Origin of the sequence: Pseudescherichia sp., from assembly GCF_031998825.1 — a bacterium.
GTDB lineage: Bacteria > Pseudomonadota > Gammaproteobacteria > Enterobacterales > Enterobacteriaceae > Pseudescherichia.
In genome coordinates this window covers 23,698-39,842 of sequence record NZ_DAMACX010000029.1, presented here as the reverse complement: position 1 = coordinate 39,842, position 16,145 = coordinate 23,698, and the positions used below count along the sequence as shown (strand labels likewise).

Below are 16,145 nucleotides of genomic sequence, written 5' to 3'. Positions count from 1 at the left end.
TTAACGTTCCCCGTAATTCTGCTCGATCCAGGTTTTGTAACTGCCGCTTTTCACGTTGTCTACCCACTGCTGGTTGTCCAGATACCAGCGGACGGTCTTACGAATACCGGATTCGAAGGTCTCCTGCGGCTTCCAACCCAGCTCGCGGCTAATTTTATCAGCATCGATAGCGTAGCGGCGATCGTGACCCGGACGGTCTGACACATAGGTGATCTGGTCCCGATAAGAGCCCTCTTTCGGCACGATCTCGTCCAGCAGGTCGCAGATGGTATGCACCACGTCCAGGTTCTGCTTCTCGTTATGGCCGCCGATGTTGTAGGTCTCGCCAGGCTCGCCCTGATTGACAACGGTATAGAGGGCACGGGCATGATCTTCAACGTAGAGCCAGTCGCGGATCTGATCGCCTTTGCCATAGATTGGCAGCGGTTTACCTTCCAGTGCGTTAAGGATCACCAGCGGGATCAGCTTCTCCGGGAAGTGATACGGGCCGTAGTTGTTAGAACAGTTGGTTACGAGGGTCGGCAGGCCATAGGTACGACGCCATGCACGCACCAGATGATCGCTGGAGGCTTTCGACGCAGAGTAAGGACTGCTTGGGGCGTAGGCGGTCTGCTCAGTAAAGAGCGGCAGAGCCGCGTCCTGCGGATGCTCATCCGGATGCGGCAGATCGCCATACACTTCATCGGTCGAGATATGGTGGAAGCGAAACGCTTTTTTCGCCTCATCGCTCAACGTCAGCCAATAAGCACGGGCGGCTTCCAGCAGAACGTAGGTACCCACAATGTTAGTTTCAATAAAGTCAGCCGGGCCGGTAATGGAGCGGTCAACATGGCTCTCGGCCGCCAGGTGCATGACTGCGTCAGGCTGATGCTCAGCAAATACGCGCGCCACCTCAGCAGCATCACAAATATCCACACGCTCAAAGGCGTAGCGATTACTATCGGCAACGTCAACAAGCGATTCCAGATTACCGGCGTAAGTCAATTTATCAACATTCACAACGGAATCTTGGGTATTTTTAATAATATGTCGGACGACCGCAGAGCCAATAAAACCCGCTCCACCAGTAACAAGGATTTTCACGCTATCAATTCCGTCAATTCAAGAAGAAGAGGTATGTTGCGGGTTAGATGCGGTGATAGGGTAAGCAGGCACGCTACCGCCCCAGGCTCTACAGCTACCTGTGGACTGGCCTGAACCAAATTATGCACTAACTCGCGCCCAACCTATGTAAGATGGGCGATAGATCAGATGCTAATTGTCATCTTAAACGCGTAGAGAAACAAGGAAAATTCTTAGCGTTTTATTGTATGAATAATCAACACAACCCCTTGATCTACAAGAATTTGGGGGTTGTAAAACGAAAACGGCAAGAGATTGTTCACCGCAAACAGAAACTGCGTTATGAACGATCTCCTGCCATCAAATTTTATTAATAGTACTTAAGTGTGACTTAGGCCTGGTTTTGGCTCAGCAGCTTCTGGATGCTGTCGCGGAACTTCTGCCCTTCTTTCAGGTTACGCAGACCGTACTTCACAAACGCCTGCATGTAACCCATTTTCTTACCGCAGTCGTAGCTGTCGCCGGTCATCAGCATCGCATCAACCGACTGTTTTTCTGCCAGTCGGGCAATGGCATCAGTAAGCTGAATACGGCCCCACGCGCCCGGCTCGGTCTTCTCCAGCTCTGCCCAGATATCTGCCGACAGGACATAGCGTCCTACCGCCATCAGGTCAGAGTCCAGCGTCTGCGGCTGATCCGGCTTCTCGATAAAGTTAGTAATGCGGCTCACTTTACCTTCACTATCCAGCGGCTCTTTGGTCTGGATCACAGAGTACTCAGAGAGATCGCCCTTCATGCGTTTCGCCAGCACCTGGCTGCGGCCGGTCTCGTTAAAGCGGGCTACCATCGCGGCCAGGTTATAGCGCAGTGGATCGGCGCTCGCCGTATCCAGAATGATATCCGGCAACACCACCACGAACGGGTTATCACCGACGATAGGACGCGCACAGAGAATGGAGTGGCCCAGACCCAGCGGCTGTGCCTGGCGCACGTTCATGATGGTCACGCCCGGCGGGCAGATGGACTGCACTTCCGCCAGCAACTGGCGCTTAACGCGCTGTTCCAGCAGAGCTTCAAGCTCATAAGAGGTATCGAAGTGGTTTTCTACCGCGTTTTTAGATGAGTGGGTAACCAGAACGATCTCTTTGATCCCTGCAGCAACCACTTCGTCGACGATGTATTGGATCATTGGCTTATCGACGATCGGCAGCATCTCTTTAGGGATCGCCTTGGTGGCAGGCAGCATATGCATCCCCAGACCCGCTACCGGAATAACCGCTTTCAAATTAATCATTATCTCTTCCACCTTACAATGGTTGACGAAGTATAGACCCGATCAGGAAAACCGCCTGATAAATGAAATGTACAACGCCGAATGCAAATTACGTTTAGAGCCTAAACTCACACTACTTAACCTCATTACAACTCAAGTGTGATCCAGAATTGTCGGAAACCTACGTCAGAAAGACGATTAGTCTCGTGTTTCCGACAAATCGCAGCCCTTAAACGTTATTCAGATACAAAGGTGATGTCATCTTGCTTCTCATGGACGAATTCATACTTCAGAGTACGGTCCAGCCCCTGTGATAATGTATACGGCGCATTGAAACCAGAACCGTGCACTTTAGTCGCATCGAACTGCGTCGTTGCACAGAATTTCTTCACACGCACAGAGCTTATTGCGTATTTCTTGCCCGTCACTTTGCTCAGAATATCAAAGCAATACCCCCCTAACATACCCAGAGGGTATGGAAGGTGGACCGATGGAATTTTTTTATTAAGGCTTTTTTCAACCTCACCCACCAGCTGATTCATATTCAGATCTGGCTTGTCAACGTAATTGTAAACATCATAGCCAGGCTTAACGTTGGTCAATTTGTACTTGATGAACTCAACAATGTTGCCAACATAAGCCATTGATTTGTAGTTTGTGCCAGCGCCCACCATGGCGAATTTACCCCCTGCAATTTGCTTCAGCAGGTTATAAACATTCCCGCGGTTGCGCTCACCGAAGATGACCGTCGGACGGACAATGGTCAAAGACCTTTCCTGTGGGGCCTTATTAAACCATTCACGCAGCACCTCTTCCGCTTGCCATTTGCTTTTACCGTAATGGTTAAAAGGATCATGTGGATGAGATTCATCAGGATTGACTTTGTTAAGACCATACACAGCCACTGAACTGGTAAAAATAATGTTCTTAACGTTATTTTTTTCCATTGCTGACAGTACGTTACGTGTGCCCTGTACGTTTACATCATAGTAGAGCGATGTAGGGCTAACATCATCACGGTGCTCAGCAGCGAGCAGTACTACGGTTTCGAAACCTGCAAGCGCCTGAGCGAGCTGCGCCTGGTCACGAACATCACCGGAAACGGTAATGTCTGGGTAGAAATGACTCGGCTGTTTGTCGAAGTTAGTAACGTCAAACTCGGTCCGAGAAATCTCGATCAATCGAGTCCCAACGAAACCAGATGCGCCAATAAACAAAACTTTATCGTTCATATACCACTCAATGCGTTATGTGTGTTTGGCAAACCTCCGGTAATCGCATTCTTCCCTGAGGCACCGCTATTGACGAGACAAATATTGCAAAATAGTGGCATGGATTATAAACACTAAATTCACGGAGTTCAGTAACAAATTTTAGGGGTTACATTAGACTTGATGACACATGCCTACGCTTCTCATCGCACTTTGGAAGGAAGCGTAAAATTCAGCCGTTCCGTATTCACGACGTGCTGATCGAGTCGGTCAATATCCACCGAACTCTGCCCTTTTTCATTCACAGCATGAATATTCGCCAGCGAAAGCAGGGTGTCCCGCTTCGCCATAAAGCGTCCACGCACGTCCTTGCGCAGGTCGAAATGGAGCTTCAGCGCCGGGCCGGTGGCCGCCTCCTGCATCACCTGAATATTACGCATAAACAGGTGCTGAGGCTTATTATGTATCTCCAGCGACGCGCGCTGAATATTGAGGTTGGTCAGCGCGACAAACGAGGTTGCATTCCCTGATGAGATCTGGATCCCGCGTAATTTCCGCGTTTGGCCACTATTGTCTAAATGGATCGCATTGAGTTTAAAGTTTTGCGGTATCGAAAGATAATTGCCTTTAATGACCCCGTAACCAATTAACATTCCAGCGCTGTTGCGCATTTTTACATCATCGATAACGAAATTATCGCAGCCGTAAATGGCAACCGTGGCGTTATCAATTCCCGCTTTTTTACTGTAGTCGGGGGTGATATCCGTGGCGGTGATGTGGCGGATGACAAAGTGCTTGCCGTTTTCAACGTGCACCAGCTGGCGGCAGTGGCTGCCGGTAATGTTGGCAACGGTAAAATGCTTAACCGCCTGGTCTTCCGGGTAGTCGTTGTCATAGGTGCTGCCCGCCAGCCCGATGCCGATGCCCCAGTTAATTTTGCCGTTGGTACAGTCGATGTGGTCAATGACGTGGTCGGAGATCAGCAGGTCACGATCGTTGATCGCCACGTTCCACTCGATAGCGTCCCCCTGCAGATAGCTGAAACGACCGTTGGTGATGCGCGCTCCGTCGATCTGGTTGTGAAAGCCCTGGCGCAGAATGGCGTAGTTAGCTTTGGTCACCGTAATGTTATCGATGACGAGGTTGCGCATCACCCGCTTCTCTTTACCACCGATATAGATTTGGGTTACCGGACCGTAGCCGCTCATCGCCACGCCCTCGATAGTGCAGTCCGAGCCACGCACGTCGAGGGTGATGTTATAGAGGCTCCCGCCCTCTTCACCCCGTACCCGACAGCCATCCTGCAACACGAAGCGCCCCCGGCCATTGCCCTTGAGCGCCCCGCGGATCAGCAGCGTTTTACCCGCCGGGATAAAAATAGCCGTATTGATGTTTTCGCAGATCGCGCCCGCCGGCACCAGCACCGTACTGGCCTCGGCAAAGGCCTGCTTAAAGGCGGCGATAACGTCATTTTTTAGGTAGCGGCGGATATCAACGCTGCTGGACTCCTGGGCCTGCAGCAGCGGCGAGTGCAGCAGGGGCAGCGCCGCCAGGGCAGAGCCTGCACCAATAAAGCGGCGGCGGGAGAGTAGGATATCTGGCATATAACCCTCTGGCTTAAAGCGCTTGCAACAGCGTGGCAAGCCGCTGGTTAATGATTTGCTGGTTGAACTCGGTTTCGACTTTCTCCCGCGCACGCGTCACGACCGGGGCCAGCGCTTCCTGCTGGATAGCGCTCAGCGCCGTCAGCCGATCCGCCAGCGCCTCGGGATCGTTCTCGGGTACCAGCCAGCCGGACCGATCGGCGTCGATCAGCTCGGGAATGCCGCTGTGTACGGTGGAAACCACCGGCAGGCCCACCGCCATCGCCTCCATCAGCGCCACCGGGATCCCCTCCATGTCGCCATCCGCACCGGTGACCGAAGGCAACAGGAAGATATCGGCCTCGTCCAGCATCGCCTTCACCTCGTGGCTCGGCTTGAAGCCCGGCATCTCAATCATCTCCTGAAGATCATATTTGGCGATCAGACCGCGCAGGCGCTGCTCCCATGGCCCGATGCCCAGAATACGGTAGTGAAAATCGATGCCCCGCTCTTTAAGCAGGCGACAGGCCTCAATGGCCACGTGTAGCCCCTTCTTCTCGGTCAGGCGGGCCACAGAGATGATATTTAGCCGGTTCGCTGGGGCCTGCACAGGCCGCCGGGAGAAGCGTGACATATCAACGCCCATGCGTGAGACGGCAATCTTATGCGCCGGACAGCCCATATTCATTAGCCGCCCGGCCCACAGTTCGCTGATGGGCAGCATCAGGTCGCCCCGGCGAAAAAGCTGCTGATACTCCGGCGTATAGTGGCTAAGCACCGCCCGGCTGGAGACGTCGATGCCGTGGAATACGGTGGCGATTTTCCCGTTAAGTACGCCCAGCTCGCGCAGCTTGGCCGCCGTAACGCCCGCCGGGCCAAAGTGAGCAATAAAGACGTCGGCATGGAACGTGCGCGGCGCGAGGCCGCACATCGCCGCCAGAATCAGGTTGCGCGCTTCGGCCCCGTAGCGTCCGACGTTCAGCGCCCGCCAGGTTGCGCCCCGCCCTGCCCCGCGCAGCAGCGCCGCGCCGCGATAGCGCAGCTTCGCCAGCTTGCCCTGCGGCTCGTCCAGCAGCCAGTGGGTCTTCTCCGCCAGCCGATAGTGCTGGAACGCCGCGTGGGTATTGCTCAGATCCCCTTTATGCATCGCCACAATCTCGACGTCGTAGCCCATCTCTATAAAGGCGACGATCTGATCCAGCACGAAGGTTTCAGATGAGAGGGGAAACTTGAGCAAAAAGAAGCTGACCTTCATTTTCCCTCCCGGACGCGCTTCAGCACCGACTCCACCATCTCCATGCCGTGCTGCCGCTCGTGAGCCACGGCATCGCTGAGGCGCTGCTCCAGAGCCGGCAGCTGGCCAAGCGTATCGGCCACCATCGACTCCAGCGATCCGTCCAGCAGATGACGAATATCGATCGCCATCTCCGGCATCCCTAGCTGCTGCATAATGCCCGCCGACTTGTGTTCGTAGTTGATAGCAATCGCCGGCGTGCCAAAGTTCATCGAGATAATCGCTGAGTGCAGACGGGTGCCCACTGTCAAATCGCAGGCGGCAAAGATTTTGCCCATCTCCAGGTCGTTTAGCTCGTCCATCACCACGTGATAGCGCGAGGGATCGCTGACGTGCTCACGCAGGTTGAGTGCCACCATGCGATCGTCCTTGTTGTAGCTGTCGATGCCGGTGCAGGTGGAAAGCGCCAGTACCTGATAGCCCGCATCAATAATGCGATTGACCACCCCAGCAAAGGCTTTCTCATAGGCTTTTTGGGTGGTGCCAAGCCGCTTATCGAAGGGGGCCAGCTCGCGCAGGGTAATAGCAACCGTCTTCTCTTTTGCCGCCACGTCGAGCCAGTGGGCCACCGCATAGCTCGGTACGAATGCCTCGTCGTGATCCACCAGCCAGGCGGTATCCACCCCCTGCTCAACTTTCGCGGTGGTGATCTGGCTGTGCTCCATCAGCTCCAGGCTGACGCGCTCGCGGAGGATCAGCGCGTCGCAGTGGCCGAACACGTAGTTTGCCAGCTGGTTGAACTGGGCATCCTGGAACGGACCGACGCTGTGGCCGATCATATAGAGCGGCTTTTTCGCCATAAAGGTGCAGAGGGCATGCTCAAACTGCGGCACACCATACAGATCGACAAAGAACGAGCCGCCGACCTGAATAATGGCGTCATAGCCCGCTAGCAGGCGGACAAAATCGGTGAAGCCCTGGGCGATGGCGATGTTGCGCAGCTTGCCGCTGTCGGTGACCCGAGAGAGCAGCACCTGATGCTGGTAGCGGCGGCGCAGAACCTTTTTAACCCGCCCCATTAGCCCGGCGGCGTTGTTGTGCTGTTTCATCTGGCTGTAGAGCGGATCGCCCATCACCGGGCGGTTCAGCAGCCAGGAGGAGCTGACCGGGTAGCGGCTCATCACGTCCACTTCGGCATCTGGCTCCAGCACGGAAATTGCGTCCAGCAGGCCGCGCAGGATGGCGCTGTCGCCACGGTTCCCGCAGGTATGGTTGCCCAGAATCAATAGTTTCATTGTGACCTCATTAAACGAAATAGGATTAACCTGCCCGCAGGAGCGTTCTTAATTTTTCATTGCGGCAAAGCTGGCGTTTGATCTCCACCACCAGCGCGTTACGCGACAGCGCGAGGGTGACCGCGAACGTCAGCGCGCCCGCGGCGATCTGGACAATCAGCAGAGTCACCAGCGGCAGATGGCCGCTCAGCGCCAGCCCCAGCCCGTAGCTCACCGCCAGCATCGGTAGCGAGAGGTAGAACGGCAGCCAGAGGCTAAGCACATACTGGCGATAGCTTGGGCCAAGCACGGACCTGATCATCACGAAATAGCTAAGAACGGTATTGATAATCTGCACCAGCAGGAAGCCCAGAGTGACCCCCAGCGCCCCCGCCATCTGACCGCCGAGAATAATAGCGGGCACAAAGAGCGCGGTTTTGAACAGGTTAAACTTAAAGCTGATATCCACCCGCGCCTTGGCCATCAGCAGGGAGCCGATCGGATTCCCCACAGCGCGCAGCAGGCCGACAATGCACAGCAGCTGCAGGATAGGGATAATGCCGCGCCACTTTTCGCCAAACACCAGCGGGACCATGTTATTGGCGACCACCATCAGGCCCAGCAGCACCGGGAAGTTGATGATCCCCACCGCCGACAGCAGCTTGTAGAAGTTCAGCCGCAGCTTGGCCGTATCGTCCTGAATTTTGGCGAAGGCCGGGAACAGAACGCGGGTGATGATAGGGTTAAGCTTCATCGGTGGCACCACCGCCACGTTGTAGGCGAGGTTATAGCCCCCGGCAACGCTGGCCCCGAGAATACGCGCCAGCACCAGCGTGGAGAGGTTGGTGTTGATGTAGTTGATGACGCTATCCGCCGTCAGCCACGCCCCGAAACGCAGGTTAGCGCTGACCGAGGCAAGGGAGAAGTGCAGGCCGGGACGGTAGATTTTGCGGCCGAAGAAGCCAAACAGCAGGGTGCGTACGGCGGTGTTAACCAGGTAGCCGACGATGGCGGTCATCGCCAGCGGCCAGAACCACGCGCCAATCACCGTCACGCTGAAACCCGCTACCACAGAGAGCGTTTCGATTGCGCCAATTTTGCCGAACTCTAACTCTTTTTGCATCAGAGCACGGAACTGCTGGCCGTGGGGGATCACCACAAAGGCCAGCGACAACGTTTTGATCAGCGGGGCGATGTCCGGGTTGTGCAGCACTCGGGCCAGGGTATCGCTCAGCAGGAACATCGCCACGCAGACCAGCAGCCCCAGCCCGACATTCAGCCAGTAGAGGGTAGTCAGCTCCAGCTGGCTAATCTCTTTACGCTGGATAATCGAGTTGGCGATGCCGAAATCAGACAGCGTATCGGCGAGCGCGATAATCGTCAGCGCCACGGTCAGCAGACCAAACTGATGGCTGTCGATAATGCGCGCCAGCCAGGTCATCTGTACCAGCCCGAGGCCAATGATGGTGACGGTGGCCATCGCCGACCATTTGGCCCCGCTCAGGGTTTTTTCTCTCAGGCTCACAGTGTGCTCACTCAGTAGGCCGCTTTGTTAACAAAGCCTTTGAAAATGGTCAGGAAAACGATCTTGATATCGAACCAGAGGCTCCATTCGCGAATGTACTCGAGGTCGAACTCGATCCGTTTTTCCATCTTCTCCAGGGTGTCGGTCTCTCCACGCCAGCCGTTGATCTGCGCCCAGCCGGTAATGCCCGGCTTGACCTTATGGCGCAGCATGTAACCCTGGATCAGCGTCCGGTACTGCTCGTTATGCGCCACGGCGTGCGGGCGCGGACCAACAATCGACATGCCACCAGTCAGAACGTTAATAAACTGCGGCAGCTCGTCGAGGGAGGTACGGCGCAGGAAGTTGCCGACGCGGGTAACGCGGGGATCGTTCTGCGTCGCCTGGGTGACCACGCTGTCGTTCTCCATCACCTTCATAGAGCGGAACTTCCACACCATGATCGGCTTGCCGTCCATGCCGTAGCGGGTCTGGCGGAAGATCACCGGACCCGGCGAGGTGAGCTTCACGGCGGCGGCAATGCTCAGCAGCACCGGGGAGATCATCAGCAGGATCAGCGACGACAGCACGATGTCCTCAACGCGCTTCAGCACCCGGTTCAGGCCAGAGAGCGGCGTGTCGTACAGCGGCACTACCGGAATGCCGTTCATCTCCTCAATACGCGAGTGCAGGATATTGAAGGTAAAGACGTCCGGGATCAGGATCACCGAGCAGGTGGTATCCGCCAGCTCGTTCACCAGCCTTTTAATGCTGGCGGCGTCGTTCATCGACATGGCGATATAGACGTTATGAATTTTGGCTGCCTTGGCATCCTCAATCAGCTGCTCAATAGTGCCCGCCCAGTCCGCCGAGACCCCTTCGGGGCTCACGTCGTGATAGACGCCCAACACCTCGAAGCCCAGCCACGGTTCATTGCGGAAGCTCTCCAGCAGCATCTGGCCCACCGGCAGATCGCCCGCGATGGCGACACGCCGGGTGTTATACCCTCGATTGCGCAGCCAGCCTGCACCGAAGCGGATCAGCGAGCGGCAGACCACCAGACCGATGCTGCTCAGCACGTACCAGGCAAGAAACAGCGAGAAGTCGTCATTAAAATCAGAATTGAAGGCCATTAGCCCGGCGCTAAAAATCAGGCTCAGGGTCCAGTTTTGCAGCAGCAGCACCAGCTCGGTAGAGATCTTCACCCCGCGCCATGAGCGGTAGAAATCGGTCATACCGCCAATCATCTGGAAAACCACCAGCGCCATGAGCGCCATCAGCAGATGCAGATAGAAAAAGGGTAAGGCGTATGCCTTACAGACCACCCAAAGCCCGCCAAACAGGATAGTGATGTCCGAAAATCGCTGCACCATAGAGATTAACGATGCATTCGTTTTGGCTCGCTCGCGCTTTTTTAAGTTTGTCATCGTTGTTCCTGTTAATTAATGCCCTCTCCGGAGAGAGGGCTCGCAATGGCTACCTGTCGAGCAGCGCCAGAATTTCCTGCGTCTTCGCCTCCATCAGCGAGACGTCACCGCATGACTCCACGTTCAGGCGCACTACCGGCTCGGTGTTGGAGGAGCGCAGGTTAAAGCGCCACGTCGGGAAGGCAACGCTGAGGCCGTCGGTACGGTCAACCTCCTGCGCTCCGCTGGCAAAATGCTGCTCTACGCGAGCGATAGCCTGCGCCGGTTCGCTGAGGGTACGGTTGATCTCCCCGCTGGCCGGAAACGCCGCCATGCGATCGCGTACCAGCGCCGACAGCGGCTGGCCGGAGAGGCACAGCAGCTCGGTGACCAGCAGCCAGGGGATCATGCCGCTGTCGCAGTAGGCAAAGTCGCGGAAATAGTGGTGAGCGCTCATCTCACCGCCGTAGATCGCATCCTCGGCGCGCATCCGCTCTTTGATAAAGGCGTGGCCGGTTTTCGACATCACCGGCGTGCCGCCGGACTGGGTCACCACGTCTACCGTGTTCCAGGAGAGGCGCGGATCGTGGATGATCTTCGCCCCAGGGTGCTTCTCCAGAAACGCCTGGGCCAGCAGGCCAACAATGTAGTAGCCCTCGATAAACTGGCCGTCGCCGTCGAACAGGAAGCAGCGGTCAAAGTCGCCGTCGAAGGCGATGCCCATATCGGCACCGTGCTCAATTACCGCGTTGCGGGTGCTGTCCCGGCACTCCGGCAGCAGCGGGTTGGGAATACCGTTCGGGAAGTTGCCGTCCGGGGTGTTGTGCACTTTGATAAAGGTCACCGGCACCTTCAGCGCCTGGAAACGCGCCTCAATGGCGTCAATTACCGGCCCCGCCGCGCCGTTGCCCGAGTTGATCACCAGCGTCAACGGTTTGAGATTGGCGATATCGATATAGCCCAGCAGGTGGTCGATATAGACGTCGCGCAGATCAATCTGCTTATAGCTGCCGCGCTTCGCCGGGTTAACCGGCGGGAAGTCGTTGGACTCTGCCAGACGCTGGACGTCGCGCAGGCCGGTATCGCCGCTGATGGGGCATGCGCCCTTGCGCACCAGCTTCATGCCGTTGTAGTCCATCGGGTTGTGGCTGGCGGTCACTTCGATACCGCCATCGATACCGAGATGGAAGGTAGCGAAGTAGATCTCCTCCGTGCCGCACAGGCCGAGGTCGAGCACGTCCACCCCGGCGTCCTGCAGCCCCTTCGCCAGGGCCAGCTTCAGCGCCTCGCTGGTCAGGCGCACGTCGCCCCCCAGCACGATGGTCTGCGGCTTCAGGTATTCGCCATAGGCACGGCCAATGCGCCAGGCGATCTCTTCATTGAGCTCCGTGCCCAGCCTGCCGCGAATATCGTAGGCTTTAAAACAGGTTAATTTTTCCATAATGGCCTCCATAGGCCCGGTACGCGCAGCGCCGCCGGGCAGAGTTAATGCGTACTAAACTCGCCCGTAGCGATCTTCAAAGCGCACCACGTCGTCCTCTTCGAGATAGCCGCCGGAGCGCACCTCAATCAGATCCAGTGGGATCTTGCCGGGGTTCTCCAGGCAGTGGGTCGCACCCAGCGGGATGTAGACCGACTCGTTCTCGCCGATCAGACGGATCTCATCGTTGATGGTCACCTTCGCCGTGCCCGCCACCACGATCCAGTGCTCGGCCCGGTGGTGGTGCATCTGCAACGACAGTCCCTCTCCCGGCTTAACGGTGATACGTTTCACCTGATAGCGATCGCCGGAGTCAATGGAGTCATATTTGCCCCACGGACGGTAAACCTCGCGGTGTATATGGTGCTCATGGCGGCCGTCGGCCTTAATCTGCTCGACCACCTTTTTGACGTCCTGCACCGCGTTGCGGTCGGCGATCAGCACCGCGTCTTTGGTCTGGACAACCACCAGATCCTTGACCCCGACGGTGGTCACCAGCCCGGATTCGGCGTAGACGTAGCTATTTTCGGTTTTGTGGCTGATGACGTCGCCGTGATGGACGTTTCCCTCCGGCGTATGGGGGCTGATCTCCCACAGCGAGGACCAGGAGCCCACGTCGCTCCAGCCTGCATCCATCGGGACCACCACCGCATCGGCGGTCTTCTCCATCACCGCGTAGTCCACCGACTCCTCGGGACAGGCTAAAAACGCCTCTTCATCGACGCGGATAAAGTCGAGATCCGGATCGAGCGTGCGCATGGCGTTTTCACAGGCTTCGAGAATGTCCGGGCGGAAGCGCTTTAACTCGTCGAGATAGCGTCCGGCGCGGAACAGGAACATGCCGCTGTTCCAGTAGTATTCGCCGCTGGCGACGTAGGCCTGCGCCGTTTCCAGATTGGGTTTTTCGACAAACTGCGCCACTTCAAAGGCGACGGCATCGATCCCGCCCTGGCTCACCTCGCCGCGGCGGATATAGCCGTAGCCGGTCTCCGGCAGATCCGGCACGATGCCAAAGGTCACCAGCTTGCCGCTTTCGGCGTAGGGCATTGCCGCACGCACCGCGTCGCGGAACGCCTCTTCCTGCTGGATCACGTGGTCAGCAGCGAGCACCAGCAGAAGCGGATCTGCGTCAGGGCTGTTGCGCTGTGCGGCCAGCGCCGCGAGCGCGATGGCGGGCGCGGTGTTGCGGCCCGCCGGTTCGAGAATGATGTTTTCGGTCAGCTTGTTGAGCTGACGCAGCTGCTCGGCAACAATAAAGCGATGCTCTTCGTTGCAGATCACCACCGGGCTTTCACACTCAACGCCGTTCAGGCGGTTAATCGTCGCCTGTAGCATCGTCAGCTCGCCCTTCAGGCAAAGAAACTGTTTAGGGTAGAGCACGCGGGAGAGCGGCCACAGGCGGCTACCCGAGCCGCCAGCCATGACTACCGGAAAAAGGGTTGTTTGATTCATGATTATCCCTGGATATCGGCAATAAATTGGCTTAACACGCTCTCTTTCTCGAGCGTGCGTTCGGCATATTCACGTGCCACCGTGTTGTTTTTTGGCATGACCAGCGCCTGCTCGATTCCGCTCACCAGCGTGTCGACCGACTCCGGCTCTACGCAGACGGCAATGCCCGGAAATGCGGTGCAGAGCTGGCCCAGCTCGGTATCCGCTTCGGCAGTAATCACCGCGTTACCGCCCACCGCCAGAATATTGGTTAGCTTGGAGGGCAGCACCGCGTCCGCCGCGCCGCGCTTCTGGATCACCAGATGGCAGTCGCCCATTTTCAAGAGCGCCGGTAGCGCCTCGTAGGGCTGCAGCGGGAAGAATGTGACGTTATCCAGCCCGCGCTCGGCGACCAGCTTTTCCAGCCGCGCCTTACCGCCGCCCTGGCCGACAATCACAAACAGCCACGGCTCGGCACGCAGACGCGCTGCGGCCTCGATGACGCTCTCCAGCCCCTGCTTCTCGCCAATGTTGCCGGAGTAGAGAATGATTTTTTTATCGTCCGGCAGACCGAAAGAGGTGCGCAGCTGGGCTACCTCGCGCTCGCTGACGTCGCGAAAGCGTGCCACTTCCGACCAGTTGGGGAAGAAGATGACCCGCTCTTCAGCGACGCCCTTCTCCCGGGCTTTATTCATCATCGAGCGGGAGATGGTGGAGACGTTATCCACCCCGAGCAGGCCGCTGCGCTCAAAGGCGCTGGCCAGCTTCGCCACCTTACCGCCCTTGCCTTTGCCCGCCATTCCCAGACCGAGCATGGCGTCCACCTCGTAGTCCTGAATATGCAGCAGCGTGCGCGCCCCGGAGAGTTTTGCCAGCAGGCGCATCCCCGGCGTGCAGAACAGCGTCGGCACTACGCCAATGATGCGATCCGGCTTCCAGCGGCGCTGGGCCAGCAGCGGAAAGAGGCTGCTGAGGGCAAAGCTGCCGAGGTGAACCAGACGCTTGATCGTCGAGGGCTGCTTCGGGACATAGAGCGGGCAGCGCCAGACGGTCGCCGCCCCCTCTTCCCGGCGATAGCGCCAGGCCGAGTAGCGTTCGCCTACCTTCCACTCCGGATAGTAGGGCGGCGCGGTGATGACCCGTACGTCATGGCCCTGGCGGGCCATCCACTCCACCATCTCGCCGGTATACTTGCCGATGCCAGTAAGCTCCGGCGAGTAGTTGATGCCGTAAACTAATATTTTCATACGCCAACCGCCTGACGGTCGGCGACAAAGTACGCCCGGCTGTTGTCGTGCACCTTCTCATCCGCGACCAGCGCCTCTGGCGTCAGCCAGCGGTAGTCCTCGTGCTGCGCATCCGGCAGGGCCAGATCCGCCTGGTTGACCTTCAGGCGGAAGCCGAGCACGATGTAGTGGGTGCTGAAGTCAGTCCCGGAGAAGTTGTCGTCATAGAAGTGCTGCCAGACGCCGTAAAACTCCCCCGCCGCCAGCGGCAGGCGGAGACCAAGCTCGGCCAGCGTCAGGCGCTCAAACGCCTGGGCCAGCGGCTCATCTTTCTGCACGCGTCCGCCGGGTACAAACCAGAAGCCCTGCGCCGGGCGGTTGGTCCGCTTGCCCAGTAGAAACTCACCATCCGCATTCTCAACGATCAGATCGATAGAGATCAGCGGCGTGGCGCGCACTACGGTGGCAAAATCTTCCTGACTTAAAAACATGCCTACCCCCGGAACCGGTGCTGGTTTTCAAGGAACCACTGGTAGGTGCTGGCCAGCCCCTGCTCGAGCGAGATCTCATGACGCCAGCCCAGCGCGTGCAGACGCGACACGTCCAGCAGCTTGCGCGGCGTGCCATCAGGTTTCGAGGCGTCAAAGACCACCCGGCCCTTAAAGCCCGTCACCTGTGCGAGCGTCTGCGCCAGCTCGCGGATGGTGCAGTCAACCCCGGTCCCGACGTTGATGTGCGACAGCATCGGCTCGGTGTTCTCCAGCCACACCTCACGATCCAGCTCCATTACGTGGATGCTGGCCGCAGCCATATCATCGACGTGAAGAAACTCACGCATCGGCGTGCCGCTGCCCCACACCACCACGTCGGTAGCGTTCTGTTCGGCCGCCTCGTGAAAGCGCCTAAGCAGCGCCGGGATCACGTGGGAGTTGCTCGGGTGGAAGTTGTCGTGCGGACCATACAGGTTGGTCGGCATCACCGAGCGATAGTCGCGGCCATGCTGACGGTTGTAGGATTCGCACAGCTTGATCCCGGCAATTTTGGCAATGGCGTACGGCTCGTTAGTGGCCTCCAAAGTACCCTGCAACAGCTCGCTCTCGGCGATCGGCTGGGTCGCCAGCTTCGGATAGATACATGAGGAGCCGAGGAACAGCAGCTTGTTCACGCCGTGCGTATGCGCAGCGTGAATGATGTTGCTCTCGATCATCATGTTTTCGTAGATGAAGTCAGCCGGATAGGTATTGTTCGCCACAATACCGCCCACCTTCGCCGCCGCCAGGTAGACCTGATCGACCCGCTGGTCGGCGAAAAAAGCGTTAACGGCGGCCGCATCCAGCAGGTTCAGCTCATCACGGGTGCGCAGGATCAACTCGACGTTACCGCGCTGCTCCAGCTGGCGCACGATAGCTGACCCCACCATGCCGCGATGGCCAGCTACAAAGATACGTTGTTTACTCATGC

Annotated in this window: 13 protein-coding genes; all 13 read right to left on the bottom strand. The window is 57.6% G+C overall.

The window, feature by feature from the left end; all coding sequences use genetic code 11:
* Entirely contained in the window at nt 1–1,083 is a 1,083-nt protein-coding gene (gene rfbB / locus RTP97_RS14010; RefSeq protein ID WP_312414645.1) for a dTDP-glucose 4,6-dehydratase, read from the bottom strand.
* Nucleotides 1,084–1,453: 370 nt separating this feature from the next.
* Nucleotides 1,454–2,356 (bottom strand): GalU regulator GalF, encoded by a 903-nt coding sequence (gene galF / locus RTP97_RS14005; protein WP_312414644.1) that lies wholly within the window; start codon nt 2,354–2,356, stop codon nt 1,454–1,456.
* A gap of 215 nt (nt 2,357–2,571) precedes the next feature.
* Entirely contained in the window at nt 2,572–3,567 is a 996-nt protein-coding gene (locus RTP97_RS14000; protein ID WP_312414643.1) for an NAD-dependent epimerase/dehydratase family protein, read from the bottom strand.
* A 182-nt stretch (nt 3,568–3,749) separates the two neighbouring features.
* On the bottom strand, nt 3,750–5,150 hold the full coding sequence (wcaM, locus tag RTP97_RS13995) for a colanic acid biosynthesis protein WcaM (RefSeq protein WP_409455947.1): 1,401 nt from the start codon (nt 5,148–5,150) through the stop codon (nt 3,750–3,752).
* A gap of 13 nt (nt 5,151–5,163) precedes the next feature.
* On the bottom strand, nt 5,164–6,384 hold the full coding sequence (wcaL, locus tag RTP97_RS13990; RefSeq protein WP_312414642.1) for a colanic acid biosynthesis glycosyltransferase WcaL: 1,221 nt from the start codon (nt 6,382–6,384) through the stop codon (nt 5,164–5,166).
* Nucleotides 6,381–7,658: a colanic acid biosynthesis pyruvyl transferase WcaK gene (gene wcaK, locus RTP97_RS13985; RefSeq protein WP_312414641.1), complete on the bottom strand. Its 1,278-nt coding sequence runs from the start codon at nt 7,656–7,658 to the stop codon at nt 6,381–6,383. The genes wcaL and wcaK overlap by 4 nt, the downstream gene beginning before the upstream one ends.
* Nucleotides 7,659–7,683: 25 nt before the next feature.
* The gene (locus tag RTP97_RS13980; RefSeq protein WP_312414639.1) at nt 7,684–9,162 is read right to left on the bottom strand and encodes an MOP flippase family protein; all 1,479 of its coding nucleotides are present in this window, start codon (nt 9,160–9,162) and stop codon (nt 7,684–7,686) included.
* Nucleotides 9,163–9,173: 11 nt separating this feature from the next.
* Nucleotides 9,174–10,568, bottom strand: coding sequence for an undecaprenyl-phosphate glucose phosphotransferase (gene wcaJ / locus RTP97_RS13975; protein ID WP_312414636.1), 1,395 nt, complete (start codon nt 10,566–10,568; stop codon nt 9,174–9,176).
* Between the two features lie 49 nt (nt 10,569–10,617).
* Nucleotides 10,618–11,988: a phosphomannomutase CpsG gene (cpsG, locus tag RTP97_RS13970; protein WP_312414633.1), complete on the bottom strand. Its 1,371-nt coding sequence runs from the start codon at nt 11,986–11,988 to the stop codon at nt 10,618–10,620.
* A 54-nt stretch (nt 11,989–12,042) separates the two neighbouring features.
* The gene (gene cpsB, locus RTP97_RS13965) at nt 12,043–13,485 is read right to left on the bottom strand and encodes a mannose-1-phosphate guanyltransferase (RefSeq protein ID WP_312414684.1); all 1,443 of its coding nucleotides are present in this window, start codon (nt 13,483–13,485) and stop codon (nt 12,043–12,045) included.
* Nucleotides 13,482–14,705 (bottom strand): colanic acid biosynthesis fucosyltransferase WcaI, encoded by a 1,224-nt coding sequence (gene wcaI, locus RTP97_RS13960; RefSeq protein ID WP_312414630.1) that lies wholly within the window; start codon nt 14,703–14,705, stop codon nt 13,482–13,484. Before wcaI ends, cpsB begins: the two co-directional genes overlap by 4 nt.
* A complete protein-coding gene (locus tag RTP97_RS13955) occupies nt 14,702–15,175 on the bottom strand; it encodes a GDP-mannose mannosyl hydrolase (protein ID WP_312414627.1) in 474 nt (157 codons plus the stop codon). The genes wcaI and RTP97_RS13955 overlap by 4 nt, the downstream gene beginning before the upstream one ends.
* Nucleotides 15,176–15,177: 2 nt before the next feature.
* On the bottom strand, nt 15,178–16,143 hold the full coding sequence (locus tag RTP97_RS13950; RefSeq protein ID WP_312414624.1) for a GDP-L-fucose synthase: 966 nt from the start codon (nt 16,141–16,143) through the stop codon (nt 15,178–15,180).
* Nucleotides 16,144–16,145: the final 2 nt, after the last annotated feature.

What these genes read in the sequence shown, in the direction of transcription:
- galF (WP_312414644.1), bottom strand. Translation starts at nt 2,356, where the DNA reads ATGATTAATTTGAAAGCGGTTATTCCGGTAGCGGGTCTGGGGATGCAT.
- RTP97_RS14000 (WP_312414643.1), bottom strand. Translation starts at nt 3,567, where the DNA reads ATGAACGATAAAGTTTTGTTTATTGGCGCATCTGGTTTCGTTGGGACT.
- wcaM (WP_409455947.1), bottom strand. Translation starts at nt 5,150, where the DNA reads ATGCCAGATATCCTACTCTCCCGCCGCCGCTTTATTGGTGCAGGCTCT.
- wcaL (WP_312414642.1), bottom strand. Translation starts at nt 6,384, where the DNA reads ATGAAGGTCAGCTTCTTTTTGCTCAAGTTTCCCCTCTCATCTGAAACC.
- wcaK (WP_312414641.1), bottom strand. Translation starts at nt 7,658, where the DNA reads ATGAAACTATTGATTCTGGGCAACCATACCTGCGGGAACCGTGGCGAC.
- wcaJ (WP_312414636.1), bottom strand. Translation starts at nt 10,568, where the DNA reads ATGACAAACTTAAAAAAGCGCGAGCGAGCCAAAACGAATGCATCGTTA.
- cpsG (WP_312414633.1), bottom strand. Translation starts at nt 11,988, where the DNA reads ATGGAAAAATTAACCTGTTTTAAAGCCTACGATATTCGCGGCAGGCTG.
- wcaI (WP_312414630.1), bottom strand. Translation starts at nt 14,705, where the DNA reads ATGAAAATATTAGTTTACGGCATCAACTACTCGCCGGAGCTTACTGGC.
- RTP97_RS13955 (WP_312414627.1), bottom strand. Translation starts at nt 15,175, where the DNA reads ATGTTTTTAAGTCAGGAAGATTTTGCCACCGTAGTGCGCGCCACGCCG.
- RTP97_RS13950 (WP_312414624.1), bottom strand. Translation starts at nt 16,143, where the DNA reads ATGAGTAAACAACGTATCTTTGTAGCTGGCCATCGCGGCATGGTGGGG.